The organism is Aliagarivorans marinus DSM 23064 (assembly GCF_000429485.1).
Taxonomy (GTDB): Bacteria; Pseudomonadota; Gammaproteobacteria; order Enterobacterales; family Celerinatantimonadaceae; genus Aliagarivorans; species Aliagarivorans marinus.
In genome coordinates, this window is sequence record NZ_AUBY01000018.1 from 38,551 (window position 1) to 60,743 (window position 22,193).

General features: G+C 54.4%; 17 protein-coding genes. 12 read left to right on the top strand and 5 right to left on the bottom strand.

Annotation, left to right across the window (positions count from 1 at the left end; all coding sequences use genetic code 11):
- The first annotated feature begins 3 nt into the window (after positions 1 to 3).
- Genes rng through tldD form a run of 4 tightly spaced genes read left to right on the top strand, consistent with a single transcriptional unit; the run spans position 4 to position 7,606 of the window.
- Positions 4 to 1,473 carry a ribonuclease G gene (rng, locus tag G461_RS0108410; protein WP_026971503.1) on the top strand — a complete coding sequence of 490 codons (1,470 nt, stop codon included), beginning with the start codon at positions 4 to 6 and terminating at the stop codon, positions 1,471 to 1,473.
- Positions 1,474 to 1,476: 3 nt separating this feature from the next.
- Positions 1,477 to 5,334: a YhdP family protein gene (locus G461_RS0108415; RefSeq protein WP_026971504.1), complete on the top strand. Its 3,858-nt coding sequence runs from the start codon at positions 1,477 to 1,479 to the stop codon at positions 5,332 to 5,334.
- Positions 5,334 to 6,155: a carbon-nitrogen hydrolase family protein gene (locus G461_RS0108420; RefSeq protein WP_026971505.1), complete on the top strand. Its 822-nt coding sequence runs from the start codon at positions 5,334 to 5,336 to the stop codon at positions 6,153 to 6,155. The genes G461_RS0108415 and G461_RS0108420 overlap by 1 nt, the downstream gene beginning before the upstream one ends.
- 5 nt (positions 6,156 to 6,160) lie before the next feature.
- Entirely contained in the window at positions 6,161 to 7,606 is a 1,446-nt protein-coding gene (gene tldD / locus G461_RS0108425; protein WP_026971506.1) for a metalloprotease TldD, read from the top strand.
- A gap of 443 nt (positions 7,607 to 8,049) precedes the next feature.
- Here the strand turns inward: tldD and G461_RS0108430 are convergent, their stop codons facing one another.
- Together G461_RS0108430 and G461_RS0108435 are read right to left on the bottom strand one after the other, a co-directional pair.
- On the bottom strand, positions 8,050 to 8,874 hold the full coding sequence (locus G461_RS0108430; RefSeq protein WP_157360263.1) for a DUF2971 domain-containing protein: 825 nt from the start codon (positions 8,872 to 8,874) through the stop codon (positions 8,050 to 8,052).
- Between the two features lie 272 nt (positions 8,875 to 9,146).
- A complete protein-coding gene (locus G461_RS0108435) occupies positions 9,147 to 10,007 on the bottom strand; it encodes a LysR family transcriptional regulator (RefSeq protein WP_026971508.1) in 861 nt (286 codons plus the stop codon).
- A 107-nt stretch (positions 10,008 to 10,114) separates the two neighbouring features.
- Between G461_RS0108435 and G461_RS0108440 the strand changes: the two genes are divergently transcribed.
- Positions 10,115 to 10,486, top strand: coding sequence for a YybH family protein (locus tag G461_RS0108440; protein ID WP_026971509.1), 372 nt, complete (start codon positions 10,115 to 10,117; stop codon positions 10,484 to 10,486).
- A gap of 16 nt (positions 10,487 to 10,502) precedes the next feature.
- Positions 10,503 to 11,405 (top strand): VOC family protein, encoded by a 903-nt coding sequence (locus G461_RS0108445; protein WP_169727243.1) that lies wholly within the window; start codon positions 10,503 to 10,505, stop codon positions 11,403 to 11,405.
- Between the two features lie 54 nt (positions 11,406 to 11,459).
- On the opposite strand, the gene G461_RS23750 is transcribed toward G461_RS0108445, so the two are convergent.
- Positions 11,460 to 13,145 carry a glycoside hydrolase family 43 protein gene (locus G461_RS23750; protein WP_051333456.1) on the bottom strand — a complete coding sequence of 562 codons (1,686 nt, stop codon included), beginning with the start codon at positions 13,143 to 13,145 and terminating at the stop codon, positions 11,460 to 11,462.
- Positions 13,146 to 13,449: 304 nt separating this feature from the next.
- On the opposite strand from G461_RS23750, the gene G461_RS23755 reads away from it, so the two are divergent.
- From G461_RS23755 to G461_RS25460, 5 genes are all read left to right on the top strand, one after another.
- The gene (locus G461_RS23755) at positions 13,450 to 14,391 is read left to right on the top strand and encodes a carbohydrate ABC transporter permease (RefSeq protein ID WP_211234184.1); all 942 of its coding nucleotides are present in this window, start codon (positions 13,450 to 13,452) and stop codon (positions 14,389 to 14,391) included.
- The gene (locus tag G461_RS0108460; protein ID WP_026957977.1) at positions 14,388 to 15,215 is read left to right on the top strand and encodes a carbohydrate ABC transporter permease; all 828 of its coding nucleotides are present in this window, start codon (positions 14,388 to 14,390) and stop codon (positions 15,213 to 15,215) included. Before G461_RS23755 ends, G461_RS0108460 begins: the two co-directional genes overlap by 4 nt.
- A gap of 9 nt (positions 15,216 to 15,224) precedes the next feature.
- On the top strand, positions 15,225 to 16,322 hold the full coding sequence (locus G461_RS0108465; RefSeq protein ID WP_026971511.1) for an ABC transporter ATP-binding protein: 1,098 nt from the start codon (positions 15,225 to 15,227) through the stop codon (positions 16,320 to 16,322).
- Positions 16,323 to 16,330: 8 nt separating this feature from the next.
- Positions 16,331 to 17,581 (top strand): ABC transporter substrate-binding protein, encoded by a 1,251-nt coding sequence (locus tag G461_RS0108470; RefSeq protein ID WP_026971512.1) that lies wholly within the window; start codon positions 16,331 to 16,333, stop codon positions 17,579 to 17,581.
- A 216-nt stretch (positions 17,582 to 17,797) separates the two neighbouring features.
- On the top strand, positions 17,798 to 18,727 hold the full coding sequence (locus tag G461_RS25460) for an AraC family transcriptional regulator (protein ID WP_051333457.1): 930 nt from the start codon (positions 17,798 to 17,800) through the stop codon (positions 18,725 to 18,727).
- Positions 18,728 to 18,775: 48 nt separating this feature from the next.
- On the opposite strand, the gene yjgA is transcribed toward G461_RS25460, so the two are convergent.
- On the bottom strand, positions 18,776 to 19,291 hold the full coding sequence (gene yjgA, locus G461_RS0108485) for a ribosome biogenesis factor YjgA (protein WP_026971514.1): 516 nt from the start codon (positions 19,289 to 19,291) through the stop codon (positions 18,776 to 18,778).
- 81 nt (positions 19,292 to 19,372) lie between these two features.
- On the opposite strand from yjgA, the gene pmbA reads away from it, so the two are divergent.
- Positions 19,373 to 20,743 carry a metalloprotease PmbA gene (pmbA, locus tag G461_RS0108490; protein WP_245587165.1) on the top strand — a complete coding sequence of 457 codons (1,371 nt, stop codon included), beginning with the start codon at positions 19,373 to 19,375 and terminating at the stop codon, positions 20,741 to 20,743.
- Between the two features lie 19 nt (positions 20,744 to 20,762).
- Here the strand turns inward: pmbA and mgtE are convergent, their stop codons facing one another.
- On the bottom strand, positions 20,763 to 22,124 hold the full coding sequence (gene mgtE / locus G461_RS0108495) for a magnesium transporter (RefSeq protein WP_026971516.1): 1,362 nt from the start codon (positions 22,122 to 22,124) through the stop codon (positions 20,763 to 20,765).
- Positions 22,125 to 22,193 lie beyond the last annotated feature (69 nt).

Genomic DNA, 22,193 nt, shown 5'->3' on the forward strand with positions numbered 1-22,193 from the left:
GCTATGTCTACAGAACTGTTAATCAATATGACGCCGGCTGAAACCCGGGTCGCTCTCATCGAAAATGGCATTCTTCAGGAAGTTCACGTAGAACGCGACGCCCGCCGTGGCATCGTGGGCAATATTTACAAAGGTCGCGTCAGCCGGGTATTGCCGGGGATGCAGGCCGCATTTGTGGATATCGGCCTAGAAAAAGCCGCCTTCCTGCATGCCTCTGATATCGTGCCGCACACCGAGTGCGTTGATGTCACCGAACAAGAACACTTCCAGGCTGGCAACATTGCCGAGCTGGTGCGCCAAGGCCAAGACATTATGGTGCAGGTGGTGAAAGACCCCCTTGGCACTAAAGGTGCGCGCCTCACCACCGATATCACCCTGCCGTCCCGTTATCTGGTGTTTATGCCGGGCAGCGCCCATGTTGGGGTCAGCCAGCGCATCGACAGCGAAGAGGAGCGCGAGCGCCTCAAAGGCATCAGTGGTGACTATGTCGACGAGCTAGGCGGCTTTATTATTCGCACCGCCGCCGAAGGGGTGGGTGACCAAGAGCTATCGCAGGATGCGGCGTTTTTAAAGCGGGTGTGGCGTAAGGTGCTGCAACGCAAAGAGACCCAGCCGAGCCGCACTTGTTTGTACTCGGAGCTTAGCCTGTCGCTACGGGTGATCCGCGATTTTGTGGGTACTCGTTTGGACCGCATCCGGGTCGATTCGCGAATTACCTACGAAGAGCTGGTGAACTTTTCGTCAGAATTTGTGCCAGAGTTTACTGAGATCCTCGATTATTACTCTGGAGAGCAACCCATCTTTGACCTGTTTGACGTGGAGAACGAGATCCAGCGGGCGCTCAGCCGGCGGGTGGAGCTCAAATCAGGCGGCTATCTGATCATCGACCAGACCGAAGCGATGACCACCATCGATATCAACACCGGTGCCTTTGTTGGCCACCGTAACCTGGAAGAGACCATCTTCAACACCAATATCGAGGCGACCCAGGCGATCGCCCGCCAACTGCGTCTGCGCAACCTTGGCGGCATTATCATCATCGACTTTATCGATATGAACGATCAAGAACACCAACGCCGGGTATTGCACAGCCTCGAGGCGGCGCTGGAAAAAGATCGCGCCAAGACCAACGTGAGTGGTTTCTCTCAGCTTGGGCTGGTGGAGATGACCCGCAAGCGTACCCGCGAGAGCATCGAACATATCCTGTGTGGAGAGTGCCCAAGTTGTAAGGGACGCGGCTCGGTGAAAACCGTGGAAACCGTCTGCTTCGAGGTGCTGCGTGAAGTGCTCCGGGTGAACCGTGCCTACGACGCGGATAAGTTTATCGTCTACGCCTCAACCCACGTGGCGGAGATGCTGAACGACGATGAATCGCATAGCCTTGCCGAGCTGGAAGTATTTATGGGCAAGCAGGTACAGGTGCAAGCTGAGCCCATGTACAGCCAGGAAAAATTCGATGTGGTGCTGATGTAGTTTATGGGAAGGCACTTCGCAATTTGGGGCCGCCGCTGCTGGCTGCTGATCGTCACCATGCTGGTGGTGGTCGCGCTGCTGCTCAGCGGCGTCCGTGGGGCGTTCTACCTCGCCAGCAACTATAAGCAAGGCTTGGTTGACTGGCTCACCAAAGATATCAACGTTCAGCTGAATGTTGGCCAGCTAAATGGCCGTATCAGCCAGTTCCGGCCGACGCTGGTGCTGGAGAATGTGTCGATTGAGCTGGGCGAGCAGCAAGATTACCGCTTTGATGTGGCTGAAGTACTGCTGCAGATTGACCTGTTCGAGACCATTGAACACCGCGAGCTGGTCCTTAGCCAAGTGATCCTCAACGGCAGCGACGTTCGGCTGCCGATTGGTCAATTCTCGGGTGCTGGTGGTTCCAACCCGGCCAATACGCAACGCTTGCTGTCAGATGTGTTCCTCAACCGCATGGCTCAGTTCAAGCTGACCAACAGCATCGTCAACCTACAGCTGCCCAATGATCAGCACACCTTGTATGTCGACTATCTGAGCTGGCGCAACGACGATGATCTGCACCAAGGCGATGGTCGCTTGCTGGTGCCCGGGGATGAGCAAAACGGCGACCTTGGCTTTCGCATCGATCTCAATGGTAACCACCGCGACTGGGCGTCGATGCAGGGGCAGATCTACCTAGATGCAGATGAGCTTAACCTTAATTTCTTTCAACAATGGCTGCCGCAACTTGCTAAGAAGCGCCTAAGCAGCGACCTCAGTTTTGAGGCTTGGGCCAGCTTTGGACCAGAGCAGGTGCCGCAGGTGACGTGGCAGTGGCGACCTAGCGCCATTCGCTGGGAAGACCCTGAGCAACAAGGCTTGGAGATCGAGCAGGGCCTGCTAGTGGCGCGCTATCAACAGGGCTACTGGCAGCTTGATAAGCTGCCGTGGACCGTGCGCGCGCAGGGCCGGGCGATCAACGACTTTAACCTGAATGCCACCATGAGTGGCCGCCATGGAGAGATCTCGGCCAGCTTGAGTGATTTGTCGCTGCCCGATTGGGCGCCGCTCGCCGGGCTCTTTACCTCCTATACGCCGCCGCTTGCCTGGCAAAACATTGTCACCGCCGGTACCTTGTCACAACTCGAGGTTGACTGGCGGGCGCACAGCGGTGAGCTCAGCTACCAGCTGGTTGCCGATGGTGTTCGCACCCAAGGCGTTGGCGCCATCCCCACCGTTCAGGGCTTGGATGCTCAGTTACACGGCGATCAGTATCGGGCTAAGTTGGCCTTGCATCAGCTAGGCGGTGAGATCCATGTTCCGATTCAGTTCCAAGATGCTTGGCCAGTGGAGCAGCTCGATGCCCTCATCGATCTCGATTTCTCCCACGGCCCGCTCAAAGTCAGTAGCCGCGACACCTTGCTGCACACCCAAGATGCACAGGTGAAAGCCAAGTGGCTGTTGGATTGGCACGGCCAGCAAAGCTTGCCATTACTATCGCTGTCGGCGGAAGTCGACGTGTTGGATGCGGGCAGAGCCCATCACTACTATCCGGATGTGATGCCCGATGGGGTGTATAGCTATCTTGCGCGCGCCCTGCAGGCGGGCCAAGCCGATAAAGCCCAGGTACTGTGGTTCGGTAAGCTGCAAGCCTTCCCCTATGATGCTAACGACGGCATGTTCCAAGCTTTTGTTCCACTTACTAAAGCGCGCTTTGAGTTTGGGGAAGACTGGCCGGCGCTGGAAGACCTGCAGCTCGACCTGTTGTTCCAAAATGATGGCCTGTTTATGGAAAGCCGTCAGACTCAGCTTGGCGATGTGAGTGCCAAGCGCTTGGTGGCCAGTATTCCGCGCTTCCAAGACCAAATGCTACAGATCAACAGCCAGCTGGAAGGGCGCGCCGATGCGGTGACCGCCTATCTGCTGACCACCCCGGTTAAGGCGCTTCGCGAGAGCATGCAGCAGCTACCTGTAACGGGTAATAAGGTAAGCGGCGCGCTGAGCTTAAGTATTCCGTTAAATGGCGATCCGGTTACTGCTGCCGGGCATGTCGATTTTGTTAACAACCGCCTTGAAGTTAAGCCGGTGGGCATGCAGGTCGAAGGGCTATCCGGGCGGCTGTATTTTAATAACGACCAACTCTCCAGCAGTGGGCTTAGAATGCGCTGGCGCCAGTTGCCGTTAGCCCTGGAGCTGAACTCGGGCATTGATGAGCAGGGTACATATCAATTGGAGCTGGGGCTCAATGGTCGCTGGCCATTATCGCTCACCGAACGAGCTTTCAACCTGCCATTAGCGCCCGTTACCCAAGGACAGCTAGGCTGGCGTGGCGACCTACAGCTAAGCCTTCTCGAGGAAGGCTTTAGTTACCAAGCCAACCTCAGCAGCGACCTGCGCGGGGTGAGTTTGGCGATGCCGGAGCCCTTGAGTAAAACAGGCGAGCAAGCATGGCCTACGGTGATTTCGCTCAGTGGCGATCAGGACGGTGGTGCGCTGGATTTAGAGATCTCCGAGCGACTCACCGGGCGTAGCCGCTTCACCAGTGCCGACCAAGGCTTAGTGCTTGAGCAGATCGTGCTGCACGCTGGTGCCGGGAGTGCCCGCAACTGGCAGGGCGAGGGCTTGGGGCTTAGTTTTGCCTACCCAGAGCTGGATCTATCGTCGTGGATAACTTGGCTGAAGCAGCGACCGCAGCCTAAACCTGCAGAGCCTGCCCAGTATCAGAATGTGCAGTTGGGCATGCCTAAGCTGCAGTTTGTCCATGGCGAGGTGGACCGAGCCCAGCTCTATGGGCAGCAACTCACCCAGCTCAACTTTGGTTATTTGCCGCGCAGTTTGACCCAGTGGCGGGTAGAGGCCGATGAGTTAGTGGCCAGCATCGCCATCCCTGAAGCTGACGCGTACGACCAGCGGGTGCGGGTATTGATCGAAGAGGCGAATCTACCAGACTTGAGCTTTAGCCCGTTGACCGGGCAGGGAAGCGCTGAGCCGTCAGAGCAAGTGGTTAAGAGCAAACGCGACGACTGGCGCTTGCCACCCTTGTCGCTCACCTGCAACAAGTGTCAGGTGAGCCACTTCTACTTAGGGGATATGAGCCTGGATCTGCCGATTGAGGGCGATCGCTTAGATAACGGCAAGCTACGTATCAACTGGGGGCATACTCAACTCTCTGCCGACGTAAACTGGTTTGCTGAGAACGGCGCTCAGCGCAGCGAACTAGTCGGTATCGTCAACTCCGGCTCCAGCGAGCATATGCTGCGCGACTTAGGCTATGCCAGCCCGATTATGGATACGCCTTCGCGCACCGGCTTTACCCTTAACTGGCAGGGGCCGCTGTATAGCCCCGATGTGGCTAGCCTTAATGGCCAAGTTGAGTATGTGGGCGGTGAAGGGGTGCTTACTGAGGTCAGCGATAAGGGCGCACGTTTGTTCTCGCTGGCCAGTCTCGATACGGTGCAGCGTCGCCTCAAGCTCGACTTCCGTGATGTTTTCGATAAGGGCATGCACTACGACTCGATAAGTGCCACCATGCAGTTCGAGGATGGCCTGATGAGCAACGATGACTTCTTCCTCGACGGTGTAGCCGGCGCCATGCGTGGTCGCGGCACCGTTGACCTGCCCTCGGGCTCACTCGACTACCGAATTAGCTTTGCACCTAAGTTTACTTCCAGCCTTCCGGTGCTTACCGCCTTCTTGGTGACCCCGGCGACCGGTGTGGCGGTACTGGCTCTGCAAAAGCTGTTTGAACCGATGGTGGAAGTGGTGACCCAGATTGACTTTGCACTTACCGGCAATATCAGCGAACCTGAACTTATCGAACTAGAACGGGTACAGCGGGAGATTGAAGTGCCAACCGAGTTTCGCCAAGGGCCTGAGCAATAATGCGCTTACATGCGATCCAGATGGTATCCACGGATGATGTCGCCGCAAACCTAGCGCAAGCCAGTGCGCTGATTGCCGAGGCCGCCCCCCAAGCGGGCGATCTGGTGCTACTACCGGAAAACTTCGCTCTGATGGCCAAGCAATCTGCCTATTGGCAGTTAGCTGAAACCTTAGGCGATGGCCCGGTGCAAGAATGGCTTGCAGCGCTGGCCCGCCAGCATGCCATCTATCTTATCGCCGGCAGCTTTCCGATCCGCTGCGACGGCGAGCAACGCTGCTATACCAGCTGTTTGGCCTACTCGCCCAGCGGTGAGCAACTGGCCCACTACCACAAGCTGCACCTGTTCGATGTAGATATTGCCGATAACCAACGCAGCTACCGCGAGTCAGACAGTTTTGTCCCCGGCGAGCGGATTGTCAGCTTCCAAGCTGGCGACTATCGGGTTGGGCTGAGTATCTGTTTCGATCTGCGTTTCCCCCGCCTTTATCAGCTGCTCGCCGAGCAGGGCTGTGATATGGTTGTTGTTCCGGCTGCGTTTACCGCACACACCGGCGCTGCGCATTGGCACAGCCTGCTCAGCGCTCGGGCCATCGAGAATCAGTGTTATCTGGTGGCTGCCAATCAAGGCGGCGTTCATGTCGGTGGCCGCCAAACCTGGGGACATTCCATGATTGTCGACCCATGGGGTCGGCGCCTGGCGATTCAGGAGCAGGGCCCGGGTGTCGCCAGCAGCGAATTTAATCCTGAACTAATTACAGACGTTCGTCAGAGCATGCCGCTTAAACAGCACGCTCTGCTCAAACCGCTACGGAGAGATTAAGTACTATGTCATTCGATCGCGTCAGTCAGTCGCTATTGGCTCCTGGAGATATTGGAGAGGCTGAGCTGGCCAAGGCTCTGGGAGAGGTGGCAAAGCACCATGTGGACTATGCCGACCTGTTTTTCCAGCATAGCCGCCACGAATCCTGGGTGCTTGAGGATGGCATTGTCAAAGAAGGCAGCTACAACATCGAGCAAGGTGTTGGGGTGCGCGCCATCAGCGGTGAGCAAACCGGCTTTGCCTACTCCGACGACATCAATCAACAAGCCTTGCTGCAAACCTGCCGGGCCGCGCGTGGTATCGCTAAGCCCGGTGTTGGCGCTACCCCACAAGCGCTAAAGCGCCAAGCAATCAACAACTGCTACCGCGCCGATGACCCGCTGGTCAGCCTCGAAAACCAGCAAAAGATCGCCCTACTGGAACGCGCCGATGCCTACGCGCGCAGCCTCGACCCAGCGATTACCCAGGTGATTGTGAGCATCAGCGGGGTGTACGAAGAAGTGCTGGTCGCCGCCAGCGATGGCACCCTGAACGCCGATATCCGCCCCTTGGTGCGCTTCAACTGTAGCGTGCTCGCCGAGCGCAATGGCCGCCGTGAACGCGGTTCAGCCGGTGGCGGTGGTCGTACCGATTACAGCTACTTCTTCGAAGAGATCGACGGACAAGAGCGCGCCATGAACTTTGTGAAAGAAGCGGTGCGTCAGGCCTTAGTAAACCTCGAAGCCATCGATGCGCCAGCGGGCCTAATGCCAGTGGTACTCGGTGCCGGTTGGCCGGGCGTATTGCTGCACGAAGCGGTGGGCCATGGACTGGAAGGGGATTTCAACCGCAAGGGTTCGTCGGCCTTTAGCGGCAAGATGGGCCAGCAAGTGGCCTCGCCACTGTGTACCATCGTCGATGACGGCACCCTGGCTAATCGCCGTGGCTCGGTGAGCATGGACGATGAAGGCACCCCCGGTCAGTACAATGTGCTGATCGAGAATGGCGTGCTCAAAGGCTACATGCAAGACAAGCACAATGCTCGCCTGATGGGCACTCAGTCAACCGGTAACGGTCGCCGCGAATCTTACGCCCACTTGCCGCTGCCGCGTATGACTAACACCTATATGCTGGCCGGTGAGAGCGAGCCAGAAGAGCTGATCGCCTCGGTGAAACGCGGAATCTACGCGCCAAACTTCGGCGGCGGTCAGGTGGATATCACCTCCGGTAAGTTTGTGTTCTCAGCCTCTGAGGCCTACCTGATTGAAGACGGTAAGCTGGGCGCGCCTTTGAAGGGGGCAACCCTGATCGGTAACGGGCCTGAAGCCATGCAACAGGTGTCGATGGTGGGTAATGACCTGCGTCTGGACCACGGTGTTGGGGTATGTGGTAAGGACGGGCAAAGCGTACCTGTTGGGGTGGGGCAGCCTAGTCTTAAGCTTGAGGAGATTACAGTGGGGGGGACGGCTTAGTTCGTTTCTTTTGACTGTTTAAAAACGGCCTGTGTGGGCCGTTTTTTTGTGCTTGTTGTTTGGGCTTGTGTATTTAATTGGCTGTATTTTTTGTTGATAGGGTGGGTTTCGCCCTGACGGCGACTTACTTTCTCTTTGCGTTGCCAAAGAGAAAGTAAGCAAAGAGAAAGGCAACCTCGGGGCTGCTTGCTTACTGCGTTGCTCGGTGCCTGCGGGCGCGAAATAACTCGCTTCGCTCAGACAGGATTTCGCACTGGTCCGCATTCACCTTGCGCTACTCGTCGCAGCCCAGAGGGACTGGGTGATCGTTGTTGGCTTCTAACTAACTTTCGCCCCCAATAGATTGCCTGTTTTGCCGACCCCCTTTACCGTTATCACGATAGGCTTCAGTAATCCTAGTATTGAATAGCTATGCGACTTTGGACCTATCAAGTACTCTGGAGTTAATACTCTAGTTTGCTAAAGCCGAACTTGTACTCTCTTTTGTGTGTTGCTACTTGGTAGAGGTCGGGCTTGTGAGATTTACTAGACAGTATCTCTTTAACCTTGCGAACTAACTTCTCATTATTTGCCGAGACGAAAACTCGCCGTATTGCGTTTTCAGCGAACTTATTATGTTCATGAATCGGGCTAATTAGGCGCACTTCATTCTCATAATCCCACGCTACATTTTTTGTACAAAATGCATTGAGAACCTCCCGAGAAGTACCATGATGTCGCATGGCCATGTCGTCTAGCATCGTTGTCGCCCTCACTACTGGTAAGCTAGTTTCACTATAGTCAATGGTTCGTGACGTCACTTTGACATTATTTATAGAGTTAATGCTACTTCTTAGCTTTTCAAAATCGTACTCTATACATAGTCCTCTCATACCATCTGCGTAGTGCCCCCACATCATCATGTTCGTTAATGGCGGAGGAAAAACATCATCGGTGTCATAAGCTCTCGACAAAGAAAGAATGAAGCGGTTCTCTCTATGGTAAGCCAGAAACCTATCGAATTGTTCTTTACAAAGTCGGTCGATATGCTGCTCAAACTGGGCGGTAGTCATACGTTTAAAAATTGACTCTGCTTCTCGTCGCGCCTTTTTCAGGTCATTATGGTCTTCATTAAGTTTATGGGTGAGTGCAGCCATCCGCTGTGATTGAGTTATGCCTTGTTTGCTGTAGTGCAACAGTCCTTCATACGGATCGTTTAACTGTTCAATATTAGAGAAGTAAACTTCGTTATTTTTCAAACTATCTAAGTGGTATGACTTTCCAGCCATAAACTTGAAAACTGGTATACCCACGAAACTAAGTCTCTGAAAATTCTTACATATACTTACCTTAATACCATTGCTAGGGTATGTTCAATAATACCTTAGCGCTGTTTTGGTTGAGTGAATTCGATATTAGAAATCAACAGTTTTCTTATCAGCTAACCACACTCAGCACCTCGCTATTTCCTGCATCCGCCTCCACAGGCTCGTAATCCAAGTAATGAAACCTCGCCTGATTCTGCTGGCGGTGGTAGTCCTCGCACATAAAGGCACTGGTTCTAACCGCCAGGCTTCAGGCGCTCTGCAATAGCTTCAATACAAAGCTTTACCGCTAATGGGGTGGTGTTGAATGGGCTTAGTGCGTACACCGTGTTGTTGGGGAGTTGTAGGTGAGGCATTAGATTTTTCAGTTGCGGTTGTTTCTGTTGTAGGTAGAAATCGGGCACGATGCCGATGCCTGCGCCGGCTTTAATCAATGACAGGCAGTTGTTGAACGAGTTGCAGATACAGGTTGCTTGGGTATCCAACACGCTTAGCTCCCCTGCCTGCGAGCGAAACTCATGGCGAATGCGTCTGCCTTGCCAGTCGTTTGCTATGTATGGCAGTGCGTTGACGTTGCAGGTATCGAGGTTGGTAGCGCCACATAGCACATCTCTAAACTCGCCTAGCCGCTGCTGCTTGAGGTTACTGTCTGGTGAGCTGCCCACGCGCACCGCCAGGTCGATATCGTGCTGCATTAGGTTGAGCGGCTTATCGTCGCTGATAAGTTCCGGTCTGAGTTTAGGGTAGCTGTGCATCAGTTGGACGATTACCGGGGTGATCAACACCTCCATCAGCGCGTTCGGTGCGGTGATGCGAATTCTGCCCTTTGGCTCGGCAAGTGACTGCTGAGCATCGTCCCAAGCGGTGCCGGCTATGCTGTTGATCTCTTTGCAGCTTTGGTAGAAGCGCTCGCCAGTGTCGGTGAGCGTTTGTCGCCGAGTGGTTCGCTTCATCAGGGTTACCCCTAGCTCCAGCTCCAGCGCTTTTAGGTGTTGGCTTACTACCGATTTGGACAGTTCCAGCTTGTCGGCCGCTGCTGTAACGGAACCGGCTTCGACGACTTCGGCAAATATCGACATGGCTCTGAGCTTGTTCATTGATTGTTCTTTTTAATCAAACAGTGTTTTTGATTGTAGCTGTTTTTCGGGCTAACTCGTATGACTATTCTGTTTCCCGAAACCTAGTTAACGGAAAGGACAAACTAATGTCAGAACAAGAGAAACTGGCGCTATGCCAACAAGGTATCGATGCGTGGAAGCAAGCCTTTAACTGCCAAGATGCGGAAGGTTGCGCACAACGCTATATGGAGAATGCCACCATGCATGCGCGTCCTTTTGGCACCTTCGAAGGGCGAGAGGCCATTCAGGCTTTCTGGCAAGACATCATGGATAAGGGCTTCAAAGATGTGGCCTATACGGATGTAGTTTGGGAGTTGAATGAAGAGGGTTATATTCTTTCTTCAAAATGGACCATGAACAATGCTTATGGGGTAGTGCATCGCGAGCTTTGGGTTATCGACAACGATGGCTTAGCGCGCTTGGTAAGCGATGATTTTGAGATTCTCGGCGAGCGTTAACAAGGTTAAGCTTACGATGCGAATTGCAGCACACCGCCTACTGATTAGAGATCCAGAACTGACTCTGGATTTCTATCAAAAACAACTAGGGATGCGCCTTGTCACTCATCAGCAAGTGCAACAGCGTAACCATTACTTGCTGGCTTTGGGTGAAGGGCAGGCATGCTTGGAGCTGGTTTATGACCCAAGCGCTAAGTTTACTGTGGCTGCGCAACCCAATAGCAGTGAGGGTTACTGGAAGTTCTCAATCGCGGTGGACGACCTTGAGGATACCCGTAACCGCCTTGTTGGTATGGGGGGTAACAGCCCTCCGCCCGAAAAAGGCCTTCAGCCCGATAATAGCCTTCAGCTAGGTCAGTGTTTTGAAGTACCGAACCTTGCCTACTTATGCCACCTGGTTGACCCAAACGGCTACAGTATTGAGTTAGTGCAGAAAACACTGAAGCCATCGCCGCAACCTGAGCCTCAGTCCGGCAATACCTTCAACCTTTCGACCTTGCGAATCAAAGATATCGACAAGAGTTTGGCGTTCTATCGAGCGATGGGGATGGAGCTGGTGTATCGCTATCGTTCGGATTCACGCAAGATGACATTGCTATTTCTAATAGCTCGCGCTGATCTTGCTGAATTTGAGGGACGCTGTGGCACCGCGTTAGAAGAACGACTTTGGCAGTCGCCTTATACCGTTTTAGAGCTTCAACACCTCGACGGTAGCGAGCTCAACGAAGCGTTTGGTTATCGAGTAGGGCCTATGACCGGCTTTTTGGGGCTGGATATGTTGGCCTCATCGGCTCAGTTCGCGGCGCTCAGTCAGCAGGTTCGGTTCGGTGATAGGGGAGATTACATTGAGATAGTCGATCCCGATGGTTATGAGCTTCGTGTGCGTAATGCTGCGCTTGCTTGTGAAAACCTCCAATGATTGAGAGGGCTAGCAAACCAAGGTTTGCCCTGACTTGCTAGTCACTTTTACAGGTTAGTCGCAGATGCTCAGGGCATTGTCACAGGTATGAGTAAGCCCTTTGTTTGCCTCCACTGGCAAGTAATCCAAATAATGAAACTTCGCCTGATTCTGTTGGCGATGGTAGTCCTCGCAGAACATGCCCACAAAGGTGCCGGTGAACTTCTGGTAGCCGTACTCATCGCTTAGGGTTTCCATGGAGAAGGCCTCGCCGATTTGCTGCAGGCTCTGGCCTTGTTCGGCGAAGTGTAGGGTGGCTTTGTTGTGGCGCACTTGCACCCGGAGCTTGAGTTGTTGTGGGTTGTTGATTGGGCTGCGGTAGGCTTTGTGTTCGGTTTTCTTGCCACCGATGCTGGTAGTCACGCCTACGCAAACTTGTTGGACGGCTTCGCTGTAGTAGACCCGCAGATAGATAAAGTTATCGGCGCAGTAGTACAGGGTGAGGCCGGCGCTGTCGAAGTAGTGCTGCGGGGTGAAGCTGAGTTCGGTTTCGATATCGGCTTGGAAGTGGTTGAGTCGCCTGGCCACCAGGCTGAGGTGGCGGCCGGAGAACAACGAGCCTTGGCCGCGCAGGGTGAGGCCGTTTGTGCCGGTTTGCAGCACGCTGCTATCCAGCGGTAGGCGGTAGCTTTGGTAATCGTGTGGAAGCGTTGGCGCACTGAAGTCTTCTCTGCCTACCTTGTAGGGCAGTATCGGCAAGCGTTGTGCTACTGGTAAGTCAATTTGTAGCTGGGCTTCGATGTCGCCGCTAGCCAGACGCAGCCAGCCGTCGTCGCTCCAGCGGCAGTGTTGGATGGCGGTCTCGCGGCCGAGGGTGCAATACGGGCTGGGAAGCAGCGGGCGGGCGCATAGGTGGACCACGTAGCTTTCGCCTTGCGGTGTTTCAACCAAGCAGCCATGTCCGGATTTTTGCAATATCCGGTTTGGGTCGAAGCGGTGAAGCTTGACCGATTCGTCATCGCCCAGCTCATCGAACTCCTCGGGGTGGGAGGTGAGTACTACGTGTTGCGGGTCGCTCTGGTAAGGGCCGGTGACCGATCGGCTGCGCTGCATCACCACCGCATGGCCATAGCCGGTGCCGCCCTCGGCGGTCATTAGGTAGTAGTAGCCTTGGCGTTTGTAGATATGCGGCCCTTCGGCGCAGCCGCGTTGGGTGCCGCCGTAGCCGAGGTTAAACACCGGACCAGTTAACTGCTGCTGTTGCGGGTCGAACTCCTGAACAATGATTCGGCCGGGGTGCTGGTAACCCTGGCGGCTTTCCCATTCTAAGTTAGTTACCCAGATCTGGCCGTTGTCGTCGTGGAAGAACGAGGGGTCAAAACCGGAGCTGTTCAGGTAGCGGGCGCTCGACCACTCTCCCTCGATATCGTCGCTGGTGACGTAGTAATTATTCAGATCGAAGTGTTGCTCCTTCATGCTGAACATGACTGAAAAGCTCAAGTAGAAGCGTTTTTGCTGGGCGTTATAGGTGAGGCATGGTGCCCATACGCCTTGGGCGGTAGCGACCCCGCTCAGGTCGAGTTGGTCGGCGCGGGTTAGGGCATAGCCGCATTGCTCCCAGTGGGCCAAATCGTGTGAGCGATATAGCTTAATTCCCGGAAACCACTCAAAGGTGGAGACCGCCATATAGTAAACATCCTCAACGCAAATAATCGATGGATCCGGGTTGAAGCCAGGTAATACGGGATTGTCGAATAACATCATAACTCCTGATTCTGCGGCGTAAGGCGCATCTCAATATTGGTTGGTCGATAACATGATCTGGCCAGGTTCTGAAAGAAAGCGACGGAATGCTTTATTAAATTACCTTGTTTAGTTGATGAGTTAATTGATTGTTTAATTAACTCGCGTTGTTGATGGTCACGATATTTTTTAGCGTGCGGCTTAACAAGAGAACTGGATCACGTTGAACGAAAACTACAAATAACTATGACAAAACCTCTATGTTTGCTTTTGTTGCGATGCCATAACCTTTTTCTAGACGGAATGCTATGAGGAGCAATTCATGGAACAGTCCATTGACGTCTACCCCGAGCAGAAGGGGCTTGGTGGGATGTGGAAGCGCATCAATCAGCAAGGGAAGATGACCACCCTGCTGTTGTTTTTACCCCCTGCGCTGTTTCTTTTCACCCTGTTTGTGATTCTGCCGCTGGGTGAAGCCAGCATATACAGTTTGTACAAATGGAACGGTATTGGTGAACTCGATAACTTTATCGGTTTAAAGAACTATGAGCGGGTCGCTGGCCATTCGGTTTTCAGCAGTGCGGTAGTTAATACTCTGAAGATTGTCGGCGTCTCGCTATTTATTCAGCTTCCTTTGGCCATGATATGTGCGCTCTGTGTTTATCAGAAGAAGTGGTCGAATACCGTATTTAGAATGATGTTCTTCCTGCCTTATATTTTGGCGGAAGTCGTAGCCGGTTTGATCTGGCGCTTTATTTACGATGGCAACTACGGACTTATCTCAAGTTTTACCGAGTTCTTTGGTCTTGAGCCGATATTTGTGTTGGCCGATAGGGGCTTGGCCTTCACCGCAATCCTAGTGGTGATTGTCTGGAAGTACTTCGGCTTCCACATGATGATCTTTATCGCGGCCTTACAAGGCATCTCCAAAGACCTTATCGAGGCAGCCAAGATCGATGGCGCCTCCACCCTGCAAACCACCTTGCTGATTAAGATCCCGCTGGTGCGCCACGCCATAGTGCTGTCGGTGTTCTTCAGTGTGCTCGGTGCGCTGCAATTGTTCGACCTGATTATGCCGATGACCCAGGGCGGCCCGGGCCACACCAGCCATTCCATCGTGAGCTACCTCTACACCTTCGGTATTAGCCGGATGCATATCGGCTTTGGCTCGGCGATTGGGGTCATCCTGTTTATCGCCTGCGTGATCTTCGCCTTTATCTACCAAAACACCTTTATGAACAACAAAGCCGGAGGTAAGTCATGAAAAGCAGCGTGTTAAGTGACTGGAAACGTTTGTGTTTCTTAATGGCAGTAACCGGCTTTGTGATGTTGCCACTGCTGGCAACAGTGCTCGGTGGCTTTAAAAGCATCGGCGAGCTGCAAACCAACCCCTTGGGCCTGCCCCAGAGCTGGGAGTTTCAGCACTACGCCTCCATCTTGCTGGATAAACAGCTGTGGGTGGCGATGAAGAACAGCCTGATTATGAGTCTGACCACCCTGGCGCTGACCTTGCTGGGCGGTGCGATGGCGGCCTTTACCTTCTCGCATATTCGCTTTGTGGGTAAGCGTTACATCTACTCCTACTTCATGTTGGGCATGATGTTCCCCTTTGCCACCGGCATCTTGCCGCTGTTTATCAAGATCAAAGACATGGGGCTGCTGGATAGCTACATGGGGGTGATTGTGCCGCAGGTGGCCTTTGGTTTGGCGATGGCGATCTTGCTATTCCGCTCCTTCTTCGAGCAGTTGCCCGCCGAGTTGTTTGATGCCGCCGCGGTGGATGGCTGCGGCTACTCACGCTTCTTCTTCGAGATTGTATTGCCGCTCTCGACCCCGATTCTGGCCACGGTAGGCGTGTTCGTACTGGTGACCAGCTGGAACAACTACTTGTTGCCGCTGGTGGTGATTAACAACCCCGATCTCTACCCATGGACGCTAGGCATTATGCAGTTCCAGGGTGAGCACGCCATCGCCTGGAACAAGGTGCTGGCCTATGTCTCTGTGTCGGTGGTCCCCTCGGTGATGTTCTTTGTTGTCGCCCAGAAATACATTATCGCCGGCCTGACCGGTGGTGCAGTAAAAGGTTAGGAAAACACTATGGCTAAAGTTGAATTTCATCAGGTACATAAAAAGTACGACCACACCGCCCACATCGTGAAGGGTATCGATCTGACCATCGATGAAGGGGAGTTCGTGGTGTTGCTCGGTCCCTCTGGCTGCGGCAAGTCGACCACTTTGCGGATGATTGCCGGGCTGGAGTCGATCAGTGACGGGCAGATCACCATTGGCGATCGGGTGGTTAACGACCTCGAGCCGAAAGAGCGCGATATCGCGATGGTGTTTCAGTCCTATGCGCTTTATCCCCATCTCAGCGTGGAGCAGAACATTGGCTTTGGCCTGCGTATCTCCGGCGAAGACAAAGCAACCATCCGCCGTAAGGTGGCTGATGTGGCGGAAATCCTTGAGCTAACGCCATTACTCAAGCGCAAGCCAGCGGCGCTCTCCGGTGGTCAACGCCAGCGGGTCGCCATGGGGCGAGCGATGGTCAGAACGCCCAGCGTGTTCCTGTTCGATGAGCCGCTCTCCAACCTCGATGCCAAGCTACGCGGCTCGATGCGCAGCGAGATCCGCCAGATGCACGAGCGGATGAAGCGCACCACCGTCTACGTAACCCACGATCAGGTGGAGGCGATGACCTTGGCTGACAAGGTGATCATTATGAATCAGGGGCATATCGCCCAGATTGGCAGCCCGCGTGAGGTGTTTGCCCACCCCAACAGTAAATTTGTGGCCAGCTTTATTGGCTCGCCCACCATGAACTTTATCGATGTGCAGATTGCCGTTGCTGACAGCGGTCAGCTCAGTGTGCTGCTTGGCGATACCCAAGTCCCTATCGTTGGCGACTATCGTGGTCAAGCCGGCGCGGTGAGTCTGGGGATCCGCCCTGGTGATGTCTATATCGATGAACACTCTGGCACCTTCGAAGCCGAGCTGCTCAGCTACGAACTGCTAGGGGCCAGTGCACTTTGCTGCTTCTCCTTGCAGGGGCAGCAGATAAACGCCGAGATTGATGCGGCGATCCCAGTGAAGGTTGGCCAGCGCTGCCGCTTGGCCTTCGACCTGGAAAAGATCCACCTCTTTGATACCCAAACAGAACAAGCCGTGTTCACCCCAACCAATAACAATATGAAGTGAGACAAGCTATGAACTACAAGAACGTACTGACTACCGCTGGCCTGACGATGGCAGTTGCCTTTTCGGCATCTGCGTCTGCTAAAGAAAGCGTTACCTTTATGAACAACGTCCCTGAGCTGGTGATTAACAAGGCCTGGGACGATCAAATCGTGCGCTTTGAGCAAGCCAATCCTGATATTGAGGTAAGAAAGCTGTTTGTTGCTAGCGAGGCCTTTAAGCAGAAGGTGCAAACCATGCTGCTGTCGAACGATATCCCAGAGATCATCACCAGCTGGGGTGGCCAAGACTACCGCGACCGCGCCCAAAAAGGCCTGCTCACCGACTTAGAAGAGTACCTACCAACGCTTACCAGTGAGATGCCTGAAGCAGCATTGAATGCCTATCGGGTGGATGGTCGCTTGTACGGTATTCCGGCTTACTCCAAGCCCACCATGCTCTACTACAACAAGCAGCTGCTTGAGCAAGCCGGTGTAGACCCTAAACAGTTGGAAACCTGGGATGGCTTCCTGGCTGCCATCGACCAGCTACACGAGGCCGGCATTACCCCAATGGCGCTAGCGGGCGTGGAAGGTTGGCCAGCCCACTTCTACTTTAGCTATCTGGCGATGCGCATCGGCGGGCCGGATGTATTTAAGAATGCGTTGGATGAAGGCTTTGACGATCCGGCCTTTTTGGAAGCGGCCAATCAGCTACTCGCGCTGGCCGAGAAGAAGCCCTGGCAGCGCGGCTATATGAGCAGCAATATCGATCAGGCCTATGCGCTGTTTGGTAATGGCGAGGCCGCCATGCAGCTACAAGGTGAATGGCAATACAAGCTGCAGCAAGACTCTTCCCGTGACGGCAAAGGTATTGGCGTCGAGAATGTTGGCTTGGCTCGCTTCCCGGCGGTAGAGGGTGGCAGCGGTCAACTTACCGACATTATCTCGGGCATTGATGGCTATGCCTTTACCCGCTCTGCGACGCCGACAACGGCAAAGTTTGTGGATTTCTGGCTAAATGAAGAGAACCTTACCCAGATGGCCGAACAGGCGATGATGCTGCCAGTAACCCCGGGCGCGGTCAGCGGTATTCAGGAGCCAGTGATGCGACAGATGGCGCAGATGGTATCTGAGAGCAGCTACGTGCATGGCTTTGTTGACCAAGTGACCGGTGCCCACTTAGGTGGCGCAATCAACGATGTCTCCAGTGAGTTGGTGGCGGGCAGCATTAGCGCTGAGCAAGCTGTGGCTGCGCTGCAAGAGGCCTGGGAGTTTAGGTAATACCAATCTACATAAGTAACTGACCGTTCTTGCTGGTTAAAATCATTGATTACAGCGTCAACGCTTTTGTAATTAGTCCACTAGTTACGGCAAGCGTCTCCTCGTCCTCAATGATTTTCCCTGCGCAATATCTGGCCATTAACTTATCCAGATTGGTATAAGTCTCTAACCTTTGGGGCGGGATGCCGCCCCAACACTTAGGCAGGAGTAGTGCCATTGCCCCATTTGTACCGACGTGGCTTTATTCACGTTATCGGAAATGCCAAGCGCCAGCTGGCCTCCAAGCAGCTACACGAGATTGGCTACTTTCCTAATAAGCCGTTTACCCTTTCCTATACCTGCAAAACCATCAACTTTTCGTTCTTGCTCTCGGGTGAGGGGAGCTATCAGGTGAATGGCCAGGATGTGGCGGTCACCGGGCCCTGCGTGCTGGTTCAGCTACCCGGCGAAAACTATGTGTATGGCCCCAACCAGCGTGGTCGCTGGGAGGAGTTTTATCTGATCTATCACCCCGATGCGCTGCAGCGCCTGCGGGGTAGTCAGATTATTGTCGATGGGCAGTTTAGCTGGCCGATCAACAACATCTTCGCCATCGAAGAGGCGATCAACGCCATGGTCAAAGCAGTGGAGCTGAACCTACCCACCGACGTGATTGATCAGCACTGTGAGATGCTATTGGTGCTATCTAAGATGCCCAAGGAGCGGGACCATCAAGACAAAGCGGTTGCGGCCATTAACGCGATTGCCGCAGCCATCAAGCACAACTGCCAAAGCAACTACAGCTTTCAGGAGATTGCCGAAGAGCTGGGCATGTCCTACTCCTCGTTTCGTCGCTACTGGGTGGATATCTTTGGCGTAAGCCCGAAGAACTTTCAGATGGATCAGCGGATGGTGCGAGCGGCTAATCTGATCATCAGCACCAACAGCTCGATCGCCCAAGTCGCCGAGAGTGTTGGCTATGACGATCAAGCCTATTTCTCCACCTTGTTTAAAAAGCGCTACAAGATGAGCCCGGCCCAATACCGTAAGCAGCATGTGGTGACCATTCCCGCTGAGTATCTGGGGCCTTCAACCAGCTGTGAGCAAGAGGCTGGGATTGTGCGCAGTGGCATTGTTGGTAGCTTAGGCGTGCCTGAGGCGAGCTAATAAAAAAGGGCGCTGAGAGCGCCCTTACACATCAACAATTTGCCGGATTTAGGCTTCGATAACCGATTTAAGATAAGCGGCCAACTCTTTGTAGTTCTTGCCCGGCTTCTCAGCTTTTTTTTCTTTGCTGGCTTGGCGCAGTAGCTGACGCATCCGCTGACGGTCCAGCGTGGGGTGGTCTTCGATCAGCTGGTTGATACCGGCATCACCTTCTTCCAACAAGCGATCGCGCAGCTTTTCCATGCGTTGTTGGGCTTGGGCGGCGTAGAGGTGGCGGTTGCGGATCTTCTCGATGCCGGCGCGGATTGCGTCGGTGTCGGACTCGCGCATCAGCTTGCCGATGTAGTTGAAGTGGCGGCGCAGGCCTTCGCGTTCGCGTTTGGCTTGCAGGCGCTTGGCTAGCATTAGTGCGTCGAGCAGTTCTTCGCTCATGTCGATGGTGTCGAGTTGCTGCTTGGAGAGGTTGGTCAACTCTTTGCCCAAGTCTTTTAGCTCTTCCGCTTCGCGCTTGATCTGTGACTTACTGACCCACTCGTCGTCGTCAAAGACTTCGTTTTCACTCATTTATGTATAAACCTGAAATAAAAAGCGATATTTGGCTCTATCTTAGCAGATCAGGCTTACCGGGGCTTGAGTTGATTTGGTATGCTAAGAAATCGACTTAGTGACAAGCAGATTATGACCTCTCAACAACAAGTGAGCGCGGAGCTCGAGCAGTTAAAGCAAGCAGTGGAGCTTGCTATCACGGAAGCCAAACGTCTCGGCGCTGATCAAAGCGAAGTTTCCATCTCGAAACAGACCGGTATCAGTATCGCCACCCGCGAGTTGGAAGTAGAAACCCTAGAGTTTAACCACGACGGTGCGCTGGGGATTGCGGTATATAACAATGGCCGCAAAGGCAGTGCCTCGACCTCGGATCTTAGCGCCGATGCCATCCGCAGCACGGTGAAGGCGGCGGTAGATATCTCCGGCTATACCTCACAAGACCCGGCCGCCGGGATTGCCGATAAGGACCTGCTAGCGACCGATATTCCTGATTTGTCGCTGTTTCACCCACACTCGCTTGAGCCCGAGCCGTTGATTGAAATTGCCAAGCAGTGTGAGTCAATTGCACTGGCGGAGAAGGGCATTAAGGCCAGCGATGGTGCTAGCGTGAACAGCCATTTTGGTATCAAGGTCTACGGCAACAGCCATGGCTTTATCCACGGCTATCCAAGTAGCCGCCACAGCATCAGCTGTATGCTGATTGCCGGCGAGCAAGAGATGCAGCGCGACTATGCCTACACCGTGGCGCGCGACTTTGCCGACTTAGAGTCGGTGGAGTGGGTGGCCCAACAGGCCAGCGAGAAGACCTTGTCACGCATAGGCAGCCGCAAGATCCCTACCTGCGAAGTACCGGTGGTATATGACCGCGATGTGGCCAGCGGCCTGCTAGGACATTTAGTCAGCGCCATCAGTGGCGGCAGCTTATATCGCCGTTCTTCGTTCTTGTTGGATGCGCTCGGTCAGCCGATCTTCCCTGACTGGTTCTCTATCTATGAAGATCCTTACCTGCTAAAAGCCCTGTCGAGCACCCCATTCGATAGCGAAGGGGTAGCCCCTAAAGCCCAGCATGTGATTGAGAAGGGCTGCCTGCAGACCTATCTGCTCACCAGTTACTCGGCGCGTAAACTTGGCCTGCGCAGTACCGGCCATGCCGGTGGTATCCACAACTGGCACATCTCTAACTCAGGCATCAGCCGCGCTGACTTGCTCAAGCAAATGGGTACTGGCCTGTTGGTGACCGAGCTGATGGGGCAAGGCGTGAACGTGGTAACCGGTGATTACTCTCGCGGCGCGGCCGGTTACTGGGTGGAAAATGGCGAAATAGCCTTCCCGGTACACGAGATCACTGTGGCGGGTAACCTTAAAGATATGTTTGCCAACGTTGTGGCAGTGGCCGACGATGCCAAGCCACAAAGCTCGATACGCTGCGGCTCGCTATTGTTGGAATCAATGAAGATCGCCGGTAGCTAACCGGCTTTCTCTCTTAGGTCTAACGAAGTAACAGTGTTGCCATTCCCAGAAAGGTAAACAGCCCCATCACATCGGTAACAGTGGTTAGCGCCATCCCGCCCGCCAAGGCGGGATCGATGTTATAACGCTTCATGGTGATGGGGATCAGCACCCCGGCGAGCCCGGCGATGGCCATATTGGCGAACATCGCGGTGCTGATGATCAGCCCCAGCATCAGGCTGCCCTTCCACAGCGATACCACTAAGCCAATCGCTAACGCCCAGATCACCCCATTGAGCATACCGATGGCGGCCTCTTTGCCTATCAGCCAGCGGGTGTTGCCCTGGCCGATATGCCCGACCGCCATACCGCGGATTACCAAGGCCAGGGTTTGGTTACCCGCAATACCGCCCATGCTCGGGACAATGGTCATCAGCACCGCCAAGGTCGCCAGTGCTTCTAGAGTGCTTTCAAACATATTGGAGATCGAGGCGGCAATCAGCGCGGTGCACAGATTGACCGCCAGCCAAACGGTGCGGCGCTGGGTACTCTTTAATACCGGGGCGAAGGTGTCCTCGTCGTCGTCCATCCCGGCCATCCCCATCATGCTGTGTTCGGCATCTTCGCGGATCACATCGACCACATCATCGATGGTGATACGGCCCAGCAGCTTGCCCTCTTCGTCGACCACTGGGGCGGAGATCCAGTCGTGGCGCTCGAACAGGGCCGCTACTTCGCCATCGTCCATGGCTACAGGGATTGTTTCTGCGCTGCGGTCCATAATATCGCCCACCCCACGCTGCGGGTCGACGGTGAGCAGCACCGCCAGCGGTACATCGCCGATTAAACGGTCTTGCTTGTCCACCACGTACAGGGCATCGGTGGCCTCGGGCAGCTCGCCGCGCAGCCGCAGGTAGCGCAGCACTACATCCACGCTAACATCTGGGCGCAGCGTGATAGTATCGGTGTTCATAATGCTGCCGGCGGTGTCTTCCGGGTAGGCGAGGGCGGCCTCAACCCGGTGGCGGTCTTGGGCGGTCATCTGCTCGAGCACCGCTTGGTAGTCATCCTCTGGCAAGCCGCGCAGTACGTAGGCTAGATCATCGGTGTCCATGCCTTCGGTGACTTCGGCAACCTGTTCGGGCTCGAGCAGCTGCAGCACGCCTTCCATCACATCTTCGTTGAGCTCTTCGAGGATTTCACCTTGTTGTTCAGGCTTGGTGAGCTGCCATAGCAGCTTACGTTCGGCGGGGGGGCTGGCTTCCAGCACCAGGGCGATATCTACCGGAGGGAGCTCGCGAAGGACCACTTTGGCTTCGGTGATTTGGCCATCATCCAACGCGTCATGGATTTCTTTAATGCGTTGATGCTGTTGGCTTTGCAGCTCCATCTCTTCTGGCATAGTGTCGCTTCCCTGTTACCTGATACCAATCCACACAAGTAACTGCTCATTCTTGCTGGTTAAAATCAT